Source organism: Phyllobacterium sp. 22229, assembly GCF_052056495.1.
Lineage (GTDB): Bacteria > Pseudomonadota > Alphaproteobacteria > Rhizobiales > Rhizobiaceae > Phyllobacterium > Phyllobacterium myrsinacearum.
This window is the reverse complement of record NZ_JBQEPA010000034.1, coordinates 1-20,435: the sequence shown is the minus strand read 5'-3', so window position 1 is coordinate 20,435 and position 20,435 is coordinate 1. Positions and strand designations below refer to the sequence as shown.

The 20,435-nt window shown below is 56.6% G+C and carries 15 protein-coding genes; 6 read left to right on the top strand and 9 right to left on the bottom strand.

Annotated elements, in window-relative coordinates:
* The first annotated feature begins 18 nt into the window (after positions 1–18).
* Both ACTJJ7_RS26705 and ACTJJ7_RS26700 read left to right on the top strand, forming a co-directional pair.
* Positions 19–1,593 carry a caspase family protein gene (locus ACTJJ7_RS26705; protein ID WP_130272849.1) on the top strand — a complete coding sequence of 525 codons (1,575 nt, stop codon included), beginning with the start codon at positions 19–21 and terminating at the stop codon, positions 1,591–1,593.
* A gap of 194 nt (positions 1,594–1,787) precedes the next feature.
* Positions 1,788–3,950 carry a peptidoglycan DD-metalloendopeptidase family protein gene (locus ACTJJ7_RS26700; protein WP_165401954.1) on the top strand — a complete coding sequence of 721 codons (2,163 nt, stop codon included), beginning with the start codon at positions 1,788–1,790 and terminating at the stop codon, positions 3,948–3,950.
* A gap of 15 nt (positions 3,951–3,965) precedes the next feature.
* On the opposite strand, the gene tagH is transcribed toward ACTJJ7_RS26700, so the two are convergent.
* Complete coding sequence (tagH, locus tag ACTJJ7_RS26695) at positions 3,966–5,066, bottom strand: type VI secretion system-associated FHA domain protein TagH (RefSeq protein WP_158531362.1); 1,101 nt, start codon at positions 5,064–5,066, stop codon at positions 3,966–3,968.
* 91 nt (positions 5,067–5,157) lie between these two features.
* Between tagH and ACTJJ7_RS26690 the strand changes: the two genes are divergently transcribed.
* The 3 genes from ACTJJ7_RS26690 to ACTJJ7_RS26680 all read left to right on the top strand — a co-directional run bounded on the left by ACTJJ7_RS26690 (position 5,158) and on the right by ACTJJ7_RS26680 (position 8,424).
* On the top strand, positions 5,158–5,634 hold the full coding sequence (locus ACTJJ7_RS26690) for a DUF1036 domain-containing protein (RefSeq protein WP_245421234.1): 477 nt from the start codon (positions 5,158–5,160) through the stop codon (positions 5,632–5,634).
* A 67-nt stretch (positions 5,635–5,701) separates the two neighbouring features.
* On the top strand, positions 5,702–6,484 hold the full coding sequence (locus tag ACTJJ7_RS26685; RefSeq protein WP_105737540.1) for a PP2C family protein-serine/threonine phosphatase: 783 nt from the start codon (positions 5,702–5,704) through the stop codon (positions 6,482–6,484).
* Positions 6,484–8,424 carry a serine/threonine-protein kinase gene (locus ACTJJ7_RS26680; protein ID WP_281032779.1) on the top strand — a complete coding sequence of 647 codons (1,941 nt, stop codon included), beginning with the start codon at positions 6,484–6,486 and terminating at the stop codon, positions 8,422–8,424. Before ACTJJ7_RS26685 ends, ACTJJ7_RS26680 begins: the two co-directional genes overlap by 1 nt.
* Positions 8,425–8,431: 7 nt before the next feature.
* On the opposite strand, the gene tssG is transcribed toward ACTJJ7_RS26680, so the two are convergent.
* From tssG to ACTJJ7_RS26640, 8 genes are all read right to left on the bottom strand, one after another.
* Positions 8,432–9,391, bottom strand: coding sequence for a type VI secretion system baseplate subunit TssG (gene tssG / locus ACTJJ7_RS26675; RefSeq protein WP_158531363.1), 960 nt, complete (start codon positions 9,389–9,391; stop codon positions 8,432–8,434).
* Between the two features lie 32 nt (positions 9,392–9,423).
* Positions 9,424–11,226: a type VI secretion system baseplate subunit TssF gene (gene tssF, locus ACTJJ7_RS26670; protein ID WP_130272852.1), complete on the bottom strand. Its 1,803-nt coding sequence runs from the start codon at positions 11,224–11,226 to the stop codon at positions 9,424–9,426.
* On the bottom strand, positions 11,219–11,710 hold the full coding sequence (gene tssE, locus ACTJJ7_RS26665) for a type VI secretion system baseplate subunit TssE (protein WP_440969369.1): 492 nt from the start codon (positions 11,708–11,710) through the stop codon (positions 11,219–11,221). The genes tssF and tssE overlap by 8 nt, the downstream gene beginning before the upstream one ends.
* A 3-nt stretch (positions 11,711–11,713) precedes the next feature.
* Positions 11,714–12,526 carry a type VI secretion system accessory protein TagJ gene (locus tag ACTJJ7_RS26660; protein ID WP_440969368.1) on the bottom strand — a complete coding sequence of 271 codons (813 nt, stop codon included), beginning with the start codon at positions 12,524–12,526 and terminating at the stop codon, positions 11,714–11,716.
* Positions 12,523–13,971 (bottom strand): type VI secretion system contractile sheath large subunit, encoded by a 1,449-nt coding sequence (gene tssC / locus ACTJJ7_RS26655; protein WP_245421233.1) that lies wholly within the window; start codon positions 13,969–13,971, stop codon positions 12,523–12,525. The genes ACTJJ7_RS26660 and tssC (ACTJJ7_RS26655) overlap by 4 nt, the downstream gene beginning before the upstream one ends.
* Positions 13,972–14,132: 161 nt before the next feature.
* Entirely contained in the window at positions 14,133–15,611 is a 1,479-nt protein-coding gene (tssC, locus tag ACTJJ7_RS26650) for a type VI secretion system contractile sheath large subunit (RefSeq protein WP_105737526.1), read from the bottom strand.
* The gene (tssB, locus tag ACTJJ7_RS26645) at positions 15,612–16,133 is read right to left on the bottom strand and encodes a type VI secretion system contractile sheath small subunit (protein WP_105737524.1); all 522 of its coding nucleotides are present in this window, start codon (positions 16,131–16,133) and stop codon (positions 15,612–15,614) included.
* 119 nt (positions 16,134–16,252) lie between these two features.
* Positions 16,253–17,368 carry an ImpA family type VI secretion system protein gene (locus ACTJJ7_RS26640; RefSeq protein ID WP_440969367.1) on the bottom strand — a complete coding sequence of 372 codons (1,116 nt, stop codon included), beginning with the start codon at positions 17,366–17,368 and terminating at the stop codon, positions 16,253–16,255.
* A gap of 277 nt (positions 17,369–17,645) precedes the next feature.
* Between ACTJJ7_RS26640 and tssH the strand changes: the two genes are divergently transcribed.
* The gene (gene tssH / locus ACTJJ7_RS26635) at positions 17,646–20,279 is read left to right on the top strand and encodes a type VI secretion system ATPase TssH (RefSeq protein ID WP_440969366.1); all 2,634 of its coding nucleotides are present in this window, start codon (positions 17,646–17,648) and stop codon (positions 20,277–20,279) included.
* The last annotated feature ends 156 nt before the right edge of the window (positions 20,280–20,435 follow it).

Here is a 20,435-nt window from a genome sequence, read left to right as displayed (position 1 = left end):
CCTTGCGGGAGGCAAATATTGAAGCCTTGCGATTTTAGTTCCCCATACAACATGGTTGCAAGTAGAGCAGGAAATAGGCTATTTTTCCTTATCCAGTGTGATCTGGCGACAATCAGATCCGCAACCGGAGTAAGCTGGACAAAACCCGTCTGGTCAAGCCCCATGAGCTGTAGAGACAGTCGAGTGACGCCTTACGCGCTAACCCCAGAATGGTTTCTTGCACATGTTGGACGGGTGGTTTTGACGTGTCTTGCGCTTCTTTTCGCCGGGCACGTCGCCCAGGCTGAGATCATCACCGCCGGCAGCCACAAGCGTATCGCACTTGTCGTGGGAAACGCCAATTATCAGTATGTCGAAAAACTGGTCAATCCGGCCAATGACGCCGCCGGAATTTCAGCCGCGCTGCGCGATGAAGGTTTTGATATTTTTCCGGCCAATGATACGACACATGCGGAATTCGACCGAATATTTGAAGAATTCAAGACTCAGGCGGAAACCGCGGATGTGGCACTCGTCTATTTCTCCGGGCATGGATTTCAGCTCAATGGTGTCAATTATCTGGTGCCGGTCGACGCGCGCCTCAACGACAAATCCAAGATTGCAGATGAAACGATCAGTCTCGACACGGTGATTGGTGAAGTTCAGCGGCGCAACCGGCAGACCCTGGTCTTCCTTGACGCGTGCCGCAACAATCCACTCCCCGGCGGTGGATCCGTCAATGCCGGTTTGGCACAGGTTACGGCTGGTGCCGGGGTGTTTGTGGCTTTTGCCACGCAGCCCGGAAATATCAGCTATGATGGGACAAGCTCGTTCAGCCCGTTTACCAAGGCGCTTGTTGATCACATCAAAACGCCGGGCCTGAGTATTTCCGATCTGATGATCCAGGTCCGTAACGATGTCGAGAAGGCAACGCTTTATCAGCAAACACCTTGGGATCAGTCGTCCTTGAAACAGCAGTTTTATTTCTCGGAGCCGTCCGCTGCGGTCAAAGGCGATGCGGAAAATCGCGTGGCCGCGCTGGGTGGATCTGAGCCCCGCGCCGATCAGGGGCTGACACGCCGGACCAATGTAGAGGATGGAGCGCAAGGACCTGCTGGGGGGCTAACCGCCACTTCACCCAATGACCCTGCCTATCCTCCGGCGCTCAATATGCAGATGGGCATCAACCCGGTCATATACATGCCGGAAGCACCCGCGGAAATCTTCGGTCAGGAAGACCTTGTCTGGGCCATCCAGACAGAGTTGCAACGGCTGGGCTGCTATACCTCCGATGTGGACGGCGTGTGGGGCGCAAGCTCGCGCGAAGCAATGACCCGCTATTTTGCCACCAAAAAGCTGAAGGCAACCGATACGGATCCCAGCCAGTTTCTTTACGACAATCTGCAGCGAGAACCTTCCGTTGTTTGCCTCTATGAGCCCCCTCGTCAGGTTGTTGCGCCGGTCCGGCCTGGCCCGCGCATGTCCGCAAAACCACGAACCTCTCGCATCGCCGTCTCCGAACCCGATTCGCCGCGTGTCTTCAAACCTGCCGCGCCAGCAGCCCCGCCAAAGAAAAGCCTGCGCGGAAGTCTTATTGGCGGCGTGTATCGCTGATGTCAGAGCTTGAGATCCGCACCCGACGATTTCAACCCGCGTATCGGGTTTCCCTTGCTATCCGTTGCTGATCCATGCGTGGAGATGAACTCCATACGATAAGGGCCGATTTTAAACAGGCCAAAACAGTGGCGCGGCAACGCCGCAACCGGCGTCGCCTGCGGCAGGGGGTTGCTCTTGCTGCATGTGCCGCAATGGCTGCAGGAGCATTCGTTTATCTGTCAAAATTTTCCGGCACGCCGAACGATTTGACAAACCAGACCCTGGTCATACCCGAGGGTGAAGTTCAATCCGCTGGCAAGGAAGGCGAGTTTGAACTGTCTGCGACAGATGACCGGCGAGACGCACTGCTGCTCCAGTCCGTCAACAATGAAAAGCCGAGGCCGCAAAAGAGCGAGATCCGTTTCCAGAGAAACACCAGCGGTTCGGAGATTAACGGCCCGATCTATTTTGTTGCAGATACAATGTTGTCGGGCTCCGTAAGGCTCATGACGGCGTTGCCTGCGACACCGCAGGATTTTGCGCTCATGCAAACAGCCGCGGCAACGTCGCCATCACCGCAAGTTGCCCAGCAAAACCCGGCGCAGCCCATCTTGCCAGCCGACGCATCCCCGTCCGATGCGGGCTGGGAAGGCAAGATATCGCCCGGTGAAACGGCCCAGATTGAAGCGTCTTCACCCGGCAGTTCAAGCAATATCGAAATCATCGATGAAAAGAGGCGTTTGCCGCAAAACCAGCAATTTGTCGTCAGGCTGCTTGCCGAGCGCAGCGTAAAAGATGTTCTTCAGGACGGTGATACGACACCCGCCGAAACGGCCAAGGCCGCCGAGAGCGTGGCCAAACATTTGAACATTCAGATGCTTAGGCCTGGTTATCTTGCAGTCTGGCGCACGGCGGTCGTTGATGCGCAGAGCGGAACAACCGCTCCGGTACAAATATCGCTCTATGGCAGTGAAGGGTTGATCGGTAGTGTGGCCCGGGCAGATGACGGCAGTTATCTCAAAATCGACGATCCCTGGAAGGATGAAAGCTGGAACGACCTTACCCATGGCGGCGAAGGCGCGAAACTTGATCAGAATTTTCGCATCATGGATGGAATCTACAGCGCCGGCATCCGCAATGAGGTTCCCGTCAATGTGATTACCGAGACGATCATGCGAATGTCGCGGCTCTATGATTTGGGGAAATTCATTTCACCGGAAGACAAAATATCCCTTCTGTATTCCGAAACACCGCGTGACGGGACCAATGAGAGCGGGCGCGTACTCTATGTTTCAGTTCGGCGGGGTGATGAAACCTTGAAATGTTATTTGCTGCGTCCCGAACGTGGCGGCGACTATGCCTGCATGACGGAAGACGATACCACTTCGGGCTTGGGCGGCGCTGAAGGTTTTGTGCTGCCGGTCAAGGGCGTTTTCCGCTCGGGCTTCGGTCCGCGTGTTCATCCCATTCTCGGGTCGGTCAAATTTCACGAAGGCGTCGACTGGTCCGCGCCGGCGGGAACGCCGGTTTATGCCTCGTTTGACGGCACAATCAGTTTCGCTGGCACCAACGGGAGTTTCGGCAATTTCATCAAGATCAGCCACGCGGGTGCCAGAGAGACGCATTATGCCCACCTGCAGGGTTTTGCGAACGGCATTGTCGCAGGCAAGGCCGTAAAGGCAGGCCAAGTCATCGGATTCGTCGGCTCCACGGGTCTGAGTACAGGCCCGCATTTGCATTTCGAACTGATGGCAAATGGCGGGCTTGTGGATCCTCTAGGCTATGGGTACAGCGAAATCGGCCTGGATGGAGAAGCCGAGAAGCTCGTCCAGCGGATTATCCATGTGGAAAGCGGCGGCAATCCCAACGCGGCAAACCCATTGTCCTCGGCCAGCGGCCTGGGACAATTCATTAACAGCACGTGGCTGCGCATGATGAGTGCCTATCGGGCGGACCTTGTTTCAAAAATGAGCGTCAGTGAGTTGCTGGCCCTGAAATCGGATCCGACGCTGGCGACCGAGATGGTCATGAATCTCGCCAACGAGAATGAAGCAACGCTCAAGGCGTCGGGCATTGCCGGTACCGCCGGTAATCTCTATCTCGCTCATTTTCTTGGCGGCGGCGGCGCCGTTTCCGTTCTTTCCGCATCCCCGGATACGCAGCTGAGTTCCCTGCTGGATGCTTCGGTGTTTGATGCCAATCCATTTCTTTATGGCAAGACCGCAGGATGGATCACAGATTGGTCCAGCCGCAAGATGTCGGGGCAAGGCGGTACACAGGTTTCACCGGTTTATCGCGAGGCACGGATCAAGGCAGCGCGATTTCGTGCCTATAGCGCTGCTGTTGACGCCATTCTTGCCAGATTGCCGGGATGAATGGCCTGCCGGTATTCAGTCTTCCATCCGCCCTTTTCCGATCTTCTCATCATAGGCTTCGCCGAAATAGTGCAGGAATACATCGAGAATACCGTTCTCATAGGGCTCATTGCGTTCGTTCCAGGCGTTGACGTAGCGGGTCCACCGCGCACCTTTTCCCGACAGGAATGCGCTCCTGCCCGATGCTTCGATCGCATCGGGTGATAATTCGTTGAGCAGGCGGAAGAGGGCGGTTTGCACCGACTGGAAAACCGCTTGTTCGTGCTGCCTAAGCTCGTCAAGCGCTTCGCTGAAACTCGTTGCTGCATCGAGATATTCATGTTTGTTCACTGCAAACAGGGCACCGAGTGCGGCCGAGGTTTCAGGGATGAATTTCAGGGGGTTGTTGCCGTTGGGTTTCAGAATCGTCTGCCTGGTGCTCCGGATCAAGGCCCGCAATTGCGACCGTGCGGTGAGAAGCTGCGTCAATCCAGGGACGATCGTGCGGAAGATTGCACCCAGCTCTTCGGCAAACTCGTCATCGTGCCGCCCAGCGAGCGTATCCGGGTCGATGCCAGCCCCACGAGCGAAATGTTCGATAAACCGCTCTCGCGAATGGGAAGGGGCCAGAGATGGCCGGGGCTTGACCGGCTTCACCGCTGGGAGAACATCGGACGTGCGGGGATGGCGTGGCTGTACCGGCGGGCTCTGTTCTGCCCCAAGCAGTATAGTGCGGTCTTCCATCACGCGCAGCGGCGCGTCGCCGCCACGGGAAAGGAAGACTGTTTCTTCCGCTGTAAGCAACGGCTCGGGCGGCCGCTGATGCTCCAGAAACACACGAAGCTGATAGGCTCCGATCTCGATGAGATCGCCAGCCGAGAGGGCACGGCGCGTGCCCCTTTGCAACTCCTCTCCATTGATCAGAAGCCCGTTCGCCGACAGATCCTCCACCCAATACCCATCCTGTTCATGGAAAATACGGCAGTGCTTGGTCGAAACAAAGCGGCTTCTGTCCGGCAAAGACCAATCCGCTTCCTCGGAGCGGCCGATGATGAAGGCGCGCTGATCCGCAGCAAATTCCGGCACCACATCATCCCCGTGCAGGGATCGGTTCTCCAATCTCAGAACAAGTCGCATTGGCTTCTCCGGCATTTCTTGTCTGGCCATAGACTATTCAAATAAAGTGTTGGATACCAAGAGTATAGCGATTTGGATGCGGAACTTTTCAATGATGGACCAGATTCGGCACAGTTGCTGTGGCACAGGCAGGAAAACACAGATCTTTAATGCGAAGGAGACATTCTGGTTTGCCGCGGTTCTCGCGGCGCCCTTGTTATGCGCGGCGCCCGACGCGGCGCACGCGGCCTTCACCGTGTGCAATCAGACTGCCGACGTTGCCAATGTTGCGATCGGCGAGCAGGTTGGGGGCGAAATGCGGACGGAGGGGTGGTGGGCCGTTGCTGCCAATCGCTGCGCGGATGTCATAAAGTCAAAGCTCTCAAACCGCTATATCTATGTTCACGCCATTGATGTTCGGGGGCGGCCGATTCTGGACGGTGCGGTTACATTATGTGTCGATACGAAAAAATTCCAGATTACCGGTAAAGATGCTTGCTGGCAGCGCAATCATTTGCGAGGCGTATTCAAGGAAGTGGATACCCAGTCATCGGACAACTGGACGCTGTTTCTGACCGACCGGCACTGACTAACCGAACAACAGACAAAATTGGTCGAATGCCCTTCAACCCAAGAGCTGCTAACAAGCGAAAGACATGACCGTTCCAACGCACAGCAAAATCCACGCAGCGGAGCCAGCAGGATGGTTTGTTTCCCATGCGATGACCCATACCGGACGTGTGCGGCCGGTCAATGAGGACCGTTTCCTCGCCAAGCCGCAGAACGGGGTATGGCTTGTTGCGGATGGCATGGGCGGCCATTCCCACGGCGACGTTGCCGCATCGATGATTGCGCAGGCGGCCGGACGGGTCGGCCATCACGCAGTGCATGAGGCAAAGCTTCAGGATTTCCGCGAACAAATTTTTACCGTCAATCAGGATATCCGCAATCTGACGCAGGAACATGGATTGGGCGTCATGGGGTCGACACTGGTGGCCCTGCTGGTCACTGGTCAGCAATTTTCCGTTGTATGGTCAGGCGACAGCCGGCTTTACCTTAATCGCGGCAACCGCATGACACAGCTCTCACGCGATCATACGCAAGTTCAGCAGATGCTTGACAACGGTACACTTGATCCGGAGGGTGCTGCCAGTTTCAAAGGCAAGAACATTATCCTGCATGCCATCGGGGTTCGGGAGACACCCCATCTGGACCTCATCAGCAGCGAGCTGAGAGACGGAGATACATTCATCCTGTGCAGCGATGGCCTTACGGCCCACCTTTCGGCGTTGGAGATTCAGGACATTGTGCTGTCGCAGGCACCTGAAGCGGCATGCCGTTCACTGATTGATGGCGCGCTCGAACGGGGAGGGAGCGACAACGTTACGGTCGTCGTCGTCAACTATCGTATAACCACAGTCCTTGATGGGCGGTCATGATGCGCGAACAACTCCAATCCGGAAGCATCAAGCCTGGAACACGCCTGAACGACATCTATGAAGTAACTGCACTTCTCGCCGTGGGCGGCATGTCCGAGGTCTATAAAGGGCACAATATTCAAACACTCGACGAGGTGGCGATCAAAGTCATCCTGCCGCATCTTGCCAGTGATGAACAGGTCATTGCGCTTTTCAAGCAGGAAGCCTCCATTCTCAACTCTTTGGGACATGATGCGATTGTCCGCTATCACGTCTTCTCGGTCGACCGCTTGTCCAATACCGCCTATCTGACGATGGAACTCGTGGAAGGACCATCCCTCTACGAGCGTATAAAGGACCGTCCGCTCAGTCTGGCCGAAGCGGCCAAACTCATCAGCCGGATGACCTCAGGTCTCAAAGTGGCCCACGAACGGGGTGTCATTCATCGCGATATTTCCTGCGACAACATCATTTTGTCGGGGGGCAATGTTGAGGGCGCCAAACTCATTGACTTTGGCATTGCGCGGCTCGGCATCGGCGGCGACCGCACGCTCCTTGCCGGAAGCTTTGCCGGAAAGTACAACTATGTCTCGCCAGAGCAGCTCGGATTGTTCGGCGGTGACGTTCATGAGCCAAGTGACATCTACAGTTTGGGGCTGGTCTTTGCTGCCGCGCTGCGCGGGATACCGATCGATATGAGCGGTACGCATGCCGATGTGGTCAGAAAACGTCAATCGGTTCCGGATCTTGCGACGATCCATCCAGCCGCACGATCCATCATCCAGCGCATGTTGCAACCGAATCCGGCGCTCAGACCCAAAAAGGAGGAGATCATCGATGCCCTGCGCCCGATGATCCCTGTTACAAAAGATTCGCCCGCGCGCCGCGCACCTATGCCGGCAGTTGCGCGAGACGGGCGCGGGCAGAGTGCACTGCGCCCGTCCAGTGCAAAGGGTACTTCCGGAAAATGGCTGGCTCTTGCCTGCCTGTTGCTCGCCCTGGGTGGGGCAGGTTGGTATGGATACAACCATCAAGAGCAAATCAGGGCCTACCTGACCGCGCAAAACACGTCCAGACCAGTGCCGGCAGCAGGCAAATCGGAATTCAAGCTGGAAGCCGGTGAAAATGGAACAAAGCCAAAGGCAGAACAGATCATTCCCCCGCTGCAGCCGGATGCCGGGACCGGAGCCGAGACGGTAAAGCCGGCGCGGCCCCCCGCCGTGGAACCGCCGCCAGAGACAAAGATGACAGGTGAGGAAAAGCCGGGCATGCCGCTTGCCGATGCCGGGCCAAAGCCGGATGTCCTGGCATCCGGGGAGCAGAAGCAAGAGGCGCCTGTGCCGGGCGGCAATGGTCTGCCGCAAGCCCCGGTGACGGAAGCTGAATGGATAAGGCAGTTTGCGGGCGGCCCCTGCTTTTTTGCCCACGGTGCAACTGCGGTGCAGCAGACGATCAATATTGAGGGTTTCGCGCGGGGCGTGGGCCCATTCATCGAGATGGAACGTGCTTTCATCAGCAAATTCGGCTACGAGCCGACAATCAATGTCCGCCAGATAGCGGAAGCACAGTGTGATGCCGTGGCCTTTATGGCCGCTGTCCCAGTGAACGCAGGCAAGGCGGCTTTCACGCTCAAGCACGAGGTGTTGGGTTCGGCAGACCCGCTGCTTGCCACCCTCGACGGCATAGAACGCAGCAACGTCCGGGTGCTTCTTGTCCGGCCCGATGGCACTGTTGAGACAATCAATCCGTCGGAGCGACAGGGCGACAAAACAACCTTCAATCTCAAGCTTGCCCCGCCGCCAAAGAACCTGTCAGTCCCCTATATTTTCATCGCTATCCAGTCCGATGACAAACTCGATGTGACCGCAGGTAAGGAGGCGTTCAAAGGCCTGGCGGAGAAACTGCAAAGCGATCCTGGAAGGCCGCTTGTGACCGTCAAATATTTCCGCCAGCAGGGGTAGGGCTGCATCAGACGATTTTATCGGGGTCGAATACCGCGTCGTCGCTGTCTTTGACGGCCGGAGCCTGCCTGACCCATAAATCCCACCCGAGGCGGCCAACGGGTGATCCGCCCTGCAGACGGGCCTCCGGAATATCCTCCTTGGCCAGAATGAGCTGTATCTCAAAGGAGAGCGAGGGACCGCAGTAAAGGCGCACCAATTCGCGCAGCTCTGCAAATTTCTTGCCCGCCGGCATGAGTGACAGATATTGGCCATATCGCAGCGGGCCGATTGCAATCCGGATGGCACTTCGGCGATCGGCATAGGATGACCCGGCGATGGCCGTGATTCCCAGCAAGGCGTTTTCCTGCCTGTCGCGTCCCAGGCGCGTCTGTTCCGCCGGATCGACTGGCAGCCAGCGCTTCTGAAATTGATGGACGGCGACCTCATAGCCGAGAAATTCGGACAGCATGAGTTTCAGATTGATAGCGGTGCGTCGCTGGTTGGCGAAAAAACCAGAAAAATACAGCGGTACTTCAGGTTCAATCCTCAGCCCCTCGACCAACTTTGGCGCCGCAAGCCCGAGCAGCGCATAAATGCTCCGGGTAATCTTGTTATTCGGACCGATACCAAAGAGCTGGATCAAGCTGGACAGCCGGTATTTTCGCGTGCTGGCAAAGAACAGTTGGCGCAGTTCCCCCGCAAATATTTCCAGAAAGTCAAAATAGCTGGAACTGCGTCTGCGTTTCTCGTCGAGCGCCCGGTCGGTATAGACAGATGGCAATGCCGCTACCGGTCCGATCAGCCCGATATAATTTGCGTGAATATGGACATTCCCGCCGCGATTCTCGGTGCCCGAGAGCGCTGTAGCCGCGTGACTGTGGGTGGCATGGGATGTCAGCGTAACGGCGGATGCAGCTTGCTCTCCACCCAATTCGAGCAGCAGATGTGCCGCATGGGGATCAAACAGATGTGGCTCGGCTTTCAACCGGTCAAGAAGGGATACCGGCCGAACATCGGTCACAACAGCACCTCATCGGCCGTGCGCGGTGGAAAGCGCACCACAGGCAATGCGAGGCCGGTGAGCCGCACTGTAAGGCGGGCAAATGTATTGATGGAGGCGTAGAGCCCAAAAAAATGCGACAGGACCGAGCCGAAAAGATAGGCAACGCCGCGATCTATCAAGGCATCATTGAACTCGATCGTCACGTCGACGCCGCTTGCAATGCTCCCATCGCTCAATCGGGCTGTCGCCTTCTGGCTTGTCACTGAGGATATTGCTTCAATCAGCGAGCGCATTTCCGGCGCTTGTCTGAAATCGTACAGCCGCAGCATGCTTTTCAGTATCTCCGGATCTCCGCTGGTCAGCGGAAGATGGTTGAGAGAAAGATGCGATATCAGCTTCCAATAGGACTCGCCTTGCGACTCAAATCGGTGGGTATGGGTGGGAGGCAAAAGGCAATGGATATGGCCGATCTCGGCGACTGCGGCCTGGGCCTTGAAATAAGGTTGCCCACCGCCGAAGGGCAGGAGTTCAGGCAAGCCGCGATTGATGCACAGCGTATCGACAGAAGCCACCAGATGATCTTCCGGCGCTGCCGGATTGAGATTCATATCGACAAATCGCAGCTTTGCCTTGAAAGATTTGTTGTCCTCATCAATGTCGCGCGTGTACTGCCAGTATATGCCGGCACGGCTTTCATTGCTTTGCTTCTTGCGGCCGAAGAAGGGAGGGACCTCCTTGCGCTGGCCTTTCTGATCCGAAATATCAACCCGTTCAATGGCATAAATCTCGCGGGTCGAATTGTAGCGGGCATCTGGCAGTACATCGTATTCATCGCGCATATGGTCGACAGAAATCGGTTCAGCCCGCTGCTCGAACAGATTGATGACCGGTGTGCAGTTCAGATCGAAGCTTGTTGCGCCCACTGCATTGGCAAGCGTGCTGGCTGGCGTGTCGAGATAGAAAAAGAGGTGGAACTCTTTACCCGGTATGCTGCCAAGAAATGATTTCAACCCGCTCAGCTCAAAAAACAGAAACTTCTCGGGCAGTGCAAAGAATTCAGCCAGTAACCGGAATCCCGGAAAGCTGCGCTTGGAATAAGGCAGCATCCGCCGGTCGTGGTCGAAGCTGACCGGTTTCAGCGCACCTGGCGAAAGACGCAACGCTGCCTTGTCCTCGCGATGCCGCCCGGCGGCAATGCCGATGGTGTGGTTGAACAAAAGTTCATAAAGCGCCGCTCCCGTTGCAAAGGGGGCCCTGATGAAGAAGGTCAGCCGATCAAGATCGAGATTTGCGAGCGCATCAACCGGCCCGGTCGTCGCGACACTGATCGACAGGCATGCCATGGGAGACAGATCCGGCGCCGGCGGGGCCACGTAGGGCGGCTGCGCGAGCTTGCAATCGGTAACGGCGATCGGACTGAGTCTGAGGTCCTGCGTTGTGGAAAAGCGGCAGGTGTCGCCCCTGACCGGTTCGGAATCGACAATCATCCCGCGGGAAAGACCGATCGACTCGTCCTGTTGAGGGGATGGGTCGAACTTGAGGATCGACATGGATGGGATCTGTGCCAGATAGTGCGGGTAGAGCGCCTCCAGCATTGTTTCCGTTAACTCGGGAAAATCGTCGTCGATTTTTTGCCGGATGCGTGCGGCCGTATAGGCAAACCCTTGAACAAGCCGCTCCACGTGCGGATCATCGACCGCTTCCGGCGTGAGGCGAAGCCGGCCAGCGATCTTCGGGTGCTGCTGGGCAAAACGGGCAGCGCGTTTGCGCAAGGAGCCGAGTTCGCTGTTGTACCAGTTAAGAAAGCGGTTAGCCATGATGGACGCCGCCAATCATGAAATGCCGGGTGGCCGGATCGAGCGAGGTATCGAAGACAATCGCTTCCACGCCGTCTGGAAGCAGCATCTCCGCTTCTATGCGCAAATCGAGAACGCGGTCCTGGTTACCACGGCTTTTGCCCAGACCAACCCGCACGCGCGCCAATCGCGGATCAAACGCCGTGATGACCTTTCGAATTGCTTCGGCCAGATGCAGGCGCTGCTGGGTCGTTGCCAGCATAAGCCCATGAAATCCCGGAGTGCCAAAGCGCAGCAGGCTGGTCTGAAGCTCATCGAATTCCTTTTCGATGCTATGGGGCCATTGCTGGGCATTGAGCAGGGCTTCAATATCCCGGCGAACGTTTTCTCGCACGCGGTTGATCTGTTCGCGCGGGGTCAATGGCTGGTCAGCCGTCATATCCGGGTCGTAATCCATCAACCGGTCAAGAACGGATTCAAAGGATATCCTGCCGCTCACCGCCATGATCTAGTTCGCCGGACCGTGAAGGAATTCAATCGACGTCACGTCGAGCAGTCCGACAACATCGTCATCAACCAGCAGGCATTTCTGACCCTTGCCGGCAAACAGGCCGCCGCCCGCTTCCGTCCAGTCAGTCGTGCGTCCAAGCTTCATGGCATCACTGCCATCGCGCGTGAAATAGGTGGCAGGCATGATGATTTCCGACTGGGAGTCGTCGCGAAGTGTTAACAGCGCATGACGCCAGGTGAGATCGCGCAGGCTGCGGACAGGCTGAAACTCGATCCGGTTGATCCGGTTGAAATCGATCCACATATAGGTGCCATTCGTGTGGAGAATTTCAACGGCGTGCGGAATGCGGTCATCAAGGTCCCGAAATGAAGCTGCAGAGCGACCGTCGACTTTGACCGAACCGCCGATGACATTCTCGGGAAAGGCCGTCGCGGCCACTCCGTTGATGCCTGCATGGCCCCCCCCGATCGCCAGGGCATTCTTCATTGCCAGCTGATCGTTCGCGCTCGGCCCGTCGGGAAAAGCCGGCACTGCACCGGTTTCAAACCAGGCGGCCCGCGCGTCGGCAGCACGCAGTCGGCCGCGCAGGAGCGCCAATCCCACCATCATGTCAGGAATGGTTTTTGAAAGAATGTCGGCCTGTTTGTCAGCCCGTTCAAAGTCGCCGCTCACAATGAGAAGATCGATCAGGCGGCGGCGGGCGGCACCATCTGTTGGCCGCTGCTTAACGACCGACAAGGCTGCACTGACTGCGCCTTGCAGATCGCCGGCGTCGATGAGAGCGGAAACGCTTCCGGTTGCGTTTGTCATAGCGCTTTACCCCTGCTGGACTGGTCTGATTTGCTGTTCATATCGGCAAGAAGCTGGAAACTTGCCGTGACGTCATCGAGCTGAAAATGAGGCTGGAGCCGCATGACGCAGCCATACACTCCGGGACGGCCCGGTATTTCCCGAACGTCGACCGATGCTGACCGTAGCGGATGACGGGCCTTCACGCTGCTGTCTGCATCATCATTGCCGATGCAATACGTAAACAGCCAGCTTTCCAGCGTGTCACGCAAGCTATCGGAGGTTGCAATCTGGCCGACATTTTCACGCATGATCATTTTGAGATAATGGGCAAAGCGGCAGGCGCAAAGCACATATTGCAGCATGGAGGCAATGCGTGCGTTGCGATTGGCGATTTCCGAATCATACCGTGCCGCCTTGTGCACGGATTGATTGGAATTGAACACCAGGTGCGGTGTATAGGGCACGGTGGAAAGCGGGACAAAGCCTGCTTCACTCAGCGTTTGTTCCTGCTCCGCATTGAGCCGCTGTTCAACGGGCGGCTGGGAGGCAAAAGCATGTTTGTCCGTATGAAACGATACATAGGACAGTGAATCCACGAGCCCGCCATTGTGCTCGTCTTCCCGCACCCCCCGCAGATCCGCGAACCATCCGGACGAGGCATATTCCCTCAGAACGAGCAAGGCGAAGGCGAAGGCCGAATTGCCCCAAAGAAGGGAGCTGCCATCGGGGTCGGTTTCCTCGCGAAAGACAAAGCCGTCCCGCCGCGCGATATCATTGTTCCGGTAAGGCGGACGAACCAGAATCCGCGGCAGCGTCAATCCGAGAAACCGCGTGTCGGACGCCTGGCGCAACCTGTTCCAACGGGCTGCCCGCTGCGGCTTGAGCAGAAATGAAAGATCCGGCAGGCGATCGAGATCGGCAAAGGTTTCAAGATCAAGGAGCGATGGGCCCGCAGCGCAAATGAACGGAGAAAAGGCCGCCGCCGCAACGCTCGATATGCCCTCGACAATGGCTATGTCGTCCGTGCCCGTTGCGGGATTGATACCTGCGGTAATCGTATAATCTCCGATCAGGAGGCCATAGGGCTGACCGCCGGGCATATCGAACTCCTGCGAATAGATCAGTTCGAACAGCCGGCTCTGGTCAAAATCCGCAGCCCGTTCGATATCGCGGGCGATCTCTTTCCACTTGGCGGAGAAAACGCGAATTTGCACGGGGCTTGTGCCCGTTGGCAGTTGGATCAGCTGAAGCAGATTGCGCCACAGCGCTTCCAGCCGTTGAAAATCCGCATGGTGTATGATGCGGTTGACCTGCAGCGTCAGAGTTTGGTCAATGGCATCAATCAGCCGGTCAATCTGCAAGCGAATGACAGATGTTGCCGCCATATCCGGCGCAGCGGCATCGGAAGATGATTGACGGATCGCATATCGTTCTAAATCCGGTGTCAGACGCTCGGATATCACGAAATCATCACTCCTGCATTCTTCCGGTGAACATGCGGGCAGAAAGACCGCCTGTGCGCCAACGGAGGGGAACACGAGTGCTCCTGTTTCCGTCTGCGCAAGGCGGCCGATTCAATCAACACTACTGTTTCCCGGCGCGCATACGGGCGCCGGGATATCGTTCAATTTCTTGCCTTGGGGATGCGTGCAACCATGCGCAATGACGTTGTCAGTTCTTCCATCTGCAACCATGGGCGCAGCCATGCAATTGCTTCGTAGGAACCAGGACTGCCCGCAACAGCCTTGACTTCGACACGGGCGTCACGCAGCGGATAGGCCGCACGATTTTCCGGTCCGGCATCGTCATTGGCATTCACATAGTTGTTGATCCAGCGGTTGAGCCAGGCCTGGCAATCTTCCGCCTCCATGAAGGAACCGATCTTGTCGCGGCCGATCACTTTCAGATAATGCGCAAACCGGGACGTTGCCATCATGTAAGGCAGGCGTGCTGAAATCGCGGCATTCTCCGTTGCTTCCGGGCGGTCGTATTTCTCCGGCCTGTGTGTTGTCTGCGCGCCGAAGAACACGGCATAGTCGGTGTTCTTGTAATGGCACAGGGGCAGGAAGCCCAGTTTTCCAAGCTCGGCATCGCGGCGGTCGGTAATGCCGATTTCTGTCGGGCATTTGGTATCCGTATCACCGTCATCGCTCTGGAACACATGAACGGGCAGGGATTCGACCTTGCCGCCATTTTCCGCGCCGCGAATGGCGGTGCACCAGCCATTCTTGGCAAATGCATCCGTCAGGCGCGAGCCGAGGATATAGGAGGCGTTCGACCAGCAGTAACTGCCGTGATCCATTGCGTTGTCGCCGAACTTGATGGCTTCGTTGAAATCGAATTCATCAATGGTCAATGTTGCCGGACCGTAGGGCATGCGTGTGAGAACGCGCGGCATCGTCAGGGTAACGAAGCGAGAATCGCTGCTTTCGCGGAACGACCGCCACTTGATGTATTCCTTGGTCTGGAAAATCTTCTCCAGATCCCGCGGCTTGGACAATTCGGTGAAGTCATCGAAGCCGAAAAGTGTGGGTCCGGCCGCCGCGATGAACGGAGCAAAGGCCGCCGCAGCAACCGAACTCATGTTCTGCAGGGTTTCAATGTCTTCAAACGAATTGCCGAACTCATAGTCGCCGATGAGCGCACCGAACGGCTCGCCGCCGGCAATGCCGAATTCGCTTTCATAGATGGTCTTGAATATCTTGCTCTGATCGAACTCGACCGCCTTTGACAGGTCGCGCGACAGGTCGCGCTTGCTGGCGTTCAGGACGCGAATCTTGAGATTTGCACTGGTTTCGCTGTTGTAGACGAGATAGCGCAAACCCCGCCAACTGCCCTCGAGCTTGCGAAAGTCCTCATTGTGCATGATCTCGGCGACCTGCGTCGACAGCAGTTCGTCGATCTTTTTGATCGCATTGTTGATCGTGACCGAAAGATTGCGGTTGTAGGAAACCGTCCCCTTCAAAGCTTCGCTCGTCAGGGTGCGCAGCAACTGCTCCGTGCGGTCTGCGGACGTCTGCTTGGTTGCGGAGATCGCTTCGTCAAGGAGGCTCTCCGTTACAACGGTCGTGGTCCCTTGCGATGCACTCTTGGAGGTCGCCATTTATTTCGTCCCTTTTTCGCTGTCAGGTTTACGCTCGTCAAGCTCTGCAGCAAGTTTCTTCAGGTCCGCCTGGTTCTGCAGAATGCGTTCAAGCAGTACTTCCAGATTTTCCGAACGGTCGGCCTTGGTCAGAAGATCGCGCAACTGGTTGCGGGCATCCAGCAGGGACTTGAGAGCAGGCACCTGCTCGACGATGGAACCGGGCTCGAAATCTTCAAGTTTTTCAAATTTGAGCGAAACCGGCATCTCGCGGCCTTTGCCTTCAATGGTGTTTTCCACGCGGATATTCAGCCCCGGTGTCATGCGGCGCATGACGTCGTCGAAGTTGTCGCGGTCGATCTGAACGAACTTGCGCTCGCCGAATGGCTTGAGCGGCTCCGATGGATTACCGGAAAAATCGCCGAGAACACCAACAACGAATGGCAGTTCCTTTTCGACAACGGCACCTTCGGTTTCAACTTCGTATTTGATGTGTACCCTCGGCTTGCGGACTCTTTCGAGTTTGTCGTGAACGCTGGCCAATTGATGCCTCCTGCCTATGTGTGCTTCTTGAGAAGTGGGGGGATTATTGCAAACCATTTCGAGTTAGCAACTAATTTCTCAACCAATGGATGTAGTCTATACTGTCACGGCTCACCCGATCAGTTTCCTTCCCGCCGTTGATTGGCGTCTATTCCTGCGCGCAAGAGTACATCGCGACGCAGATCATCCTGGGGGATAAGTTCTTCCAGAAGGCGCAAAAAGTCCATCCGGCCCCGGCGAACAAGTGTTTCCAGAGCGAGCGGAATGGCTGAATTCGGTTCGCTCATGCGAAAAAAAGCGGCAATCTGCAAGAGCTGATCAAATGCCTGTTCGCGGTTTTGGATGGCGCCGGCAGCCATCGGCGCCTGCAACGGAACGCCGGGATTGACGGGCTGTTCGCCATGGGCGCTCGCTGCGACCGGAACCACGCTTGGCAGTGTCTGCGTGATGAGCTTTTCCATTTCGTTGTAAGCCCCGCTGATGGAGTCGAGAACCGACTGTATCCTGGAAACGGAAAAAGCGCCGATACTGCTGCCGCTCTCCTGCGTCAGAAACGCATCTATGGAAGCCAGCGCTGCCTGCGAGCGCATTGCATCGTTCTTGGCGCGGCTGAAGCCGTGGACATCGACATGTTCGAGTGCATCGCGAAACTCTCCCCATTGCGGACCGGAAAGATCACGGAACGCCTGATCATATGCCCAAAGGCTGAAGCGGCCATAACTCTCGTTGGGAAGGAGAGAAACAAGCCGCAGCGGCCGCACCAGCGTGCCGTCATCCTGGCTGCCGTTGAGACCGGTCAGGGGCGCGAGTTTATCCGATATGTCTTCATCGTCGATTGAATGGATCTGACCGAAATGGTCCTTGATGATCTTGTCGAAGGCGCCGAGTACTTCCGCCACCGCGCTGATCCCTTCCACGCGGACGGCCGCCTCCAGAAGCCATGAGAACAGTTCTATGTCCTTGGTATGAAGGGAGAGTGCCTCGAAGCAGAGATCATGGACGTTACGCCATTGGCTCGAGGGTTTGTGCACAAAGGGTGCCGCATTGCGCACATTGCGTTCATCGTCCTGACTGACAATGGCCGGATTCTCGCTTGTCCGGTCTTCGGAACGTGCCGTTGAGCGCGCATCCCGGATGGCTTGATAGGCGAAAACCAGTGTGCCGTCCGTTCTCAGGTTCACCCCGCAAGGTTTGTCACCCGCAAACGCTATACCGAGAATTTCATAGTTATTCATGCGCAAACCCAAATACACAAACTCCGTATCGCCGTTTTGGACCTTAAAAGAAGAATATGTCAAACGGAACATTGGCAAATGACCGCTGTCACGGCGGTTTGGCAAGATTCATCCTGCCGTCCATGAAGATCATGTTCGCGTGATATCGTACTGTCATATTTTATGGGGCACTGTTGTTTCATTGTCGGCCTTTTCAATGCTGGCGCTTTGGCGATTGATTTCCTGCCATGGATATTTCTATTGTGCTGTGATGAAAGCGGGAGCAGGGTTGTAATTCATGCCAAAACTGGATCTGAGGCGGCTGGTTCAAAAGCTTGACGGCGATGTGGTCGTTGGACTGGAAGAGGCGGTTGCCATTGCCGTCAGGAATAATCATTCCCATGTCGAGATCGAGCATTGGCTTCTTGGCTTGAATGATAAGAGCGAGCGCTTTGGTCCGATTGTTCAGCGCAGCGGCGGTGATCCGGCGGCGTTGGAATCGGAGGCTTACCGGGCATTGGAGCGCTATCCGCGCGACAATACGGCAGCCCCCGCGATTTCGACGGGAATCATTGATGTCATTCGCGAAGCATGGATTGCGGTGTCATTGCAAAGCAGCCGAACCAGTATCGGAATCCTTGATCTTCTTCACACATTGCTGTCCGACAGCACATTGCGTGCCACGACGATCAGTTCGTTGCCATCGGCGCGGGATATCCGGCTGGGCGAACTGGAACGCCAGATGGAAGAACGCGGAGCGGAGGTGCCAGTGACGCCAACGGCACAGGCCGCACCGCTGCGCAACGGCAGCGAAGAGTTTCTGTCCGCGTTTACCATTGATCTGACCGAACAGGCGCGCAACGGCGAAATCGATGCGGTGGTCGGCCGCGAGGCTGAGCTGCGCCAGTTGATCGATATTCTCGTTCGCCGCAGACAGAACAATCCCATCCTTGTCGGCGAAGCAGGCGTGGGAAAGACCGCAATCGTCGAGGCATTTGCCCTTGAGATCATTGCCGGCAATGTGCCGGAAATGCTGCGTGACATCCGCTTGCTGACGCTTGACCTTGGCCTCCTGCAGGCAGGGGCCGGCGTCAAAGGCGAGTTCGAACGGCGGCTGAAAGGCGTTATCGATGATGTGAAGTCGTCCCCCGTTCCGGTGATACTCTTTATCGATGAGGCGCATAGTCTGGTCGGCGCCGGCGGCCAGGCGGGGCAGGGGGATGCCGCCAATTTGCTCAAGCCGGCGCTGGCACGCGGCGAGCTTCGTACGGTCGCGGCAACCACCTGGGCGGAATACAAGAAATATTTCGAACGCGATGCGGCACTGACCCGCCGGTTTCAGGTTGTCAAGGTGGATGAACCGGATGAAGAAACAGCCGTGCGCATGGTCCGCAGCCTTGTGCCAGCCCTTGAAAAACACCATCAGGTCAAGATTCGCGACGAGGCTGTAAGGGCCGCCGTTTCATTGTCGATGCGCTATATCCAGGGGCGGCAGCTGCCGGACAAGGCGGTCAGTCTGATTGATACGGCATCGGCAGCGGTGTCTATCTCCCGTGCCACCGTTCCGGCGCAAATCGAAGATGCCAATCGTGCCATTGATCTGCTCAATCTTGAACGGCAGCGATTGGAATTGGAGCCTGAAACAACGGCCGGCCGGGAGCGTTTGGTCGAGATCGGGGCCCAACTGAGCACATTGCAGGCCACGGCCAGGGCATTCACCGCGCGGTTGGAACAGGAGAAGTCTCTCGTCAAGGCGGCCGACGCGATTGAAAATACGATTGACGAGCCGGGAAGCAGGCCGAAACTCGGATTGCTGGAGAAGGAACTGCACCTGCTGCAGGGCGAGTCTCCGCTGATTCACCGCGTGGTCGACCGCGAAACCGTTGCTGCTGTTGCTGCCCGCTGGACCGGCATTCCTGTCGGCCGTCTGGTGCGCAGTCTCGTTGAAGCTGTACAGACACTGGAAGCGCGTCTTCAGGAACGGGTTGTCGGACAGGATCAGGCAATTGCGCTTATTTCGGACGCCATGATCACGGCACGCGCCAATCTCGGTGATGACCGGCGCCCACCCGGCGTCTTCCTCATGGTGGGAACCTCTGGCGTCGGCAAAACCGAAACCGCTTTGGCATTGGCCTCGACGCTGTATGGCGGAGACCAGAATCTGACGATCATCAACATGTCGGAGTTCAAAGAAGAGCATAAGGTTTCGCTGCTTCTCGGCTCTCCCCCGGGATATGTCGGATATGGCGAGGGTGGAATACTGACCGAAGCGGTGCGCAAGCGGCCCTATGGCGTGTTGCTGCTTGATGAAATCGACAAGGCGCATCCGGGTGTTCAGGATATTTTCTATCAGGTCTTCGACAAGGGGATGCTGAAGGACGGCGAGGGCCGGGACATCGATTTCAAGAACACAACTATCCTGATGACCGCCAATACCGGCACAAATACGCTCACCGCGCTTGCTGCTGATCCCGACACCATGCCTGAAGGACAGGCTCTGGTCGATATGCTGCAGCCGGAGTTGCTCGGGCAGTTCAAGCCGGCATTTCTGGGCCGCGTGACGATTGTTCCCTATAAGCCACTTGACGACAAGGTCTTGGGTCTCATCGTCAAGCTGCAGCTCGACAAGGTCGGCAAGCGCCTGCGTGATGTGTACAAAGCCGATCTTGCCGTTTCGGCAAGGGTTACCGAGGCGCTGATTGCCCGCTCCAAAGCTGTGGAAACCGGCGCAAGAGCGATCGAATCGACCATATCGCGCGAGTTGCTGCCAAAACTTTCACGCAATATATTGCAATTGACACTGGAGAATTTACATCCGGAAGTTGTACGTGTAGATACAGATGATGCCGGGGGGCTTCTTGTTTCTGTCGAACCGGTAAAGCTATTGCAGGATCCACCTGAACATCCGTCACAAAACGATGCTAAGGGGTGAATATGTTGTCCATATTTTACTTGGGCAATTTCAAAGAGAGGGTATATCCCGCCAGTCCTACTGACCAAGGAGCTAGACAATGCCGATTTACTTGCAGATTGATGGAATTCAGGGCGATGCGACGCAGGAGACGCACAAGCGCTGGATGGACATTGA

Bases quoted from the DNA above. Each gene is read 5' to 3' on its own strand.
- ACTJJ7_RS26680 (WP_281032779.1), top strand. From the start codon at position 6,484: ATGCGCGAACAACTCCAATCCGGAAGCATCAAGCCTGGAACACGCCTG.
- ACTJJ7_RS26690 (WP_245421234.1), top strand. From the start codon at position 5,158: ATGATGGACCAGATTCGGCACAGTTGCTGTGGCACAGGCAGGAAAACA.
- ACTJJ7_RS26685 (WP_105737540.1), top strand. From the start codon at position 5,702: ATGACCGTTCCAACGCACAGCAAAATCCACGCAGCGGAGCCAGCAGGA.
- tagH (WP_158531362.1), bottom strand. From the start codon at position 5,066: ATGCGACTTGTTCTGAGATTGGAGAACCGATCCCTGCACGGGGATGAT.
- tssC (WP_105737526.1), bottom strand. From the start codon at position 15,611: ATGGCGACCTCCAAGAGTGCATCGCAAGGGACCACGACCGTTGTAACG.
- ACTJJ7_RS26700 (WP_165401954.1), top strand. From the start codon at position 1,788: ATGGCTGCAGGAGCATTCGTTTATCTGTCAAAATTTTCCGGCACGCCG.
- tssH (WP_440969366.1), top strand. From the start codon at position 17,646: ATGCCAAAACTGGATCTGAGGCGGCTGGTTCAAAAGCTTGACGGCGAT.
- tssE (WP_440969369.1), bottom strand. From the start codon at position 11,710: ATGGCGGTGAGCGGCAGGATATCCTTTGAATCCGTTCTTGACCGGTTG.
- ACTJJ7_RS26660 (WP_440969368.1), bottom strand. From the start codon at position 12,526: ATGACAAACGCAACCGGAAGCGTTTCCGCTCTCATCGACGCCGGCGAT.
- tssF (WP_130272852.1), bottom strand. From the start codon at position 11,226: ATGGCTAACCGCTTTCTTAACTGGTACAACAGCGAACTCGGCTCCTTG.
- ACTJJ7_RS26640 (WP_440969367.1), bottom strand. From the start codon at position 17,368: ATGAATAACTATGAAATTCTCGGTATAGCGTTTGCGGGTGACAAACCT.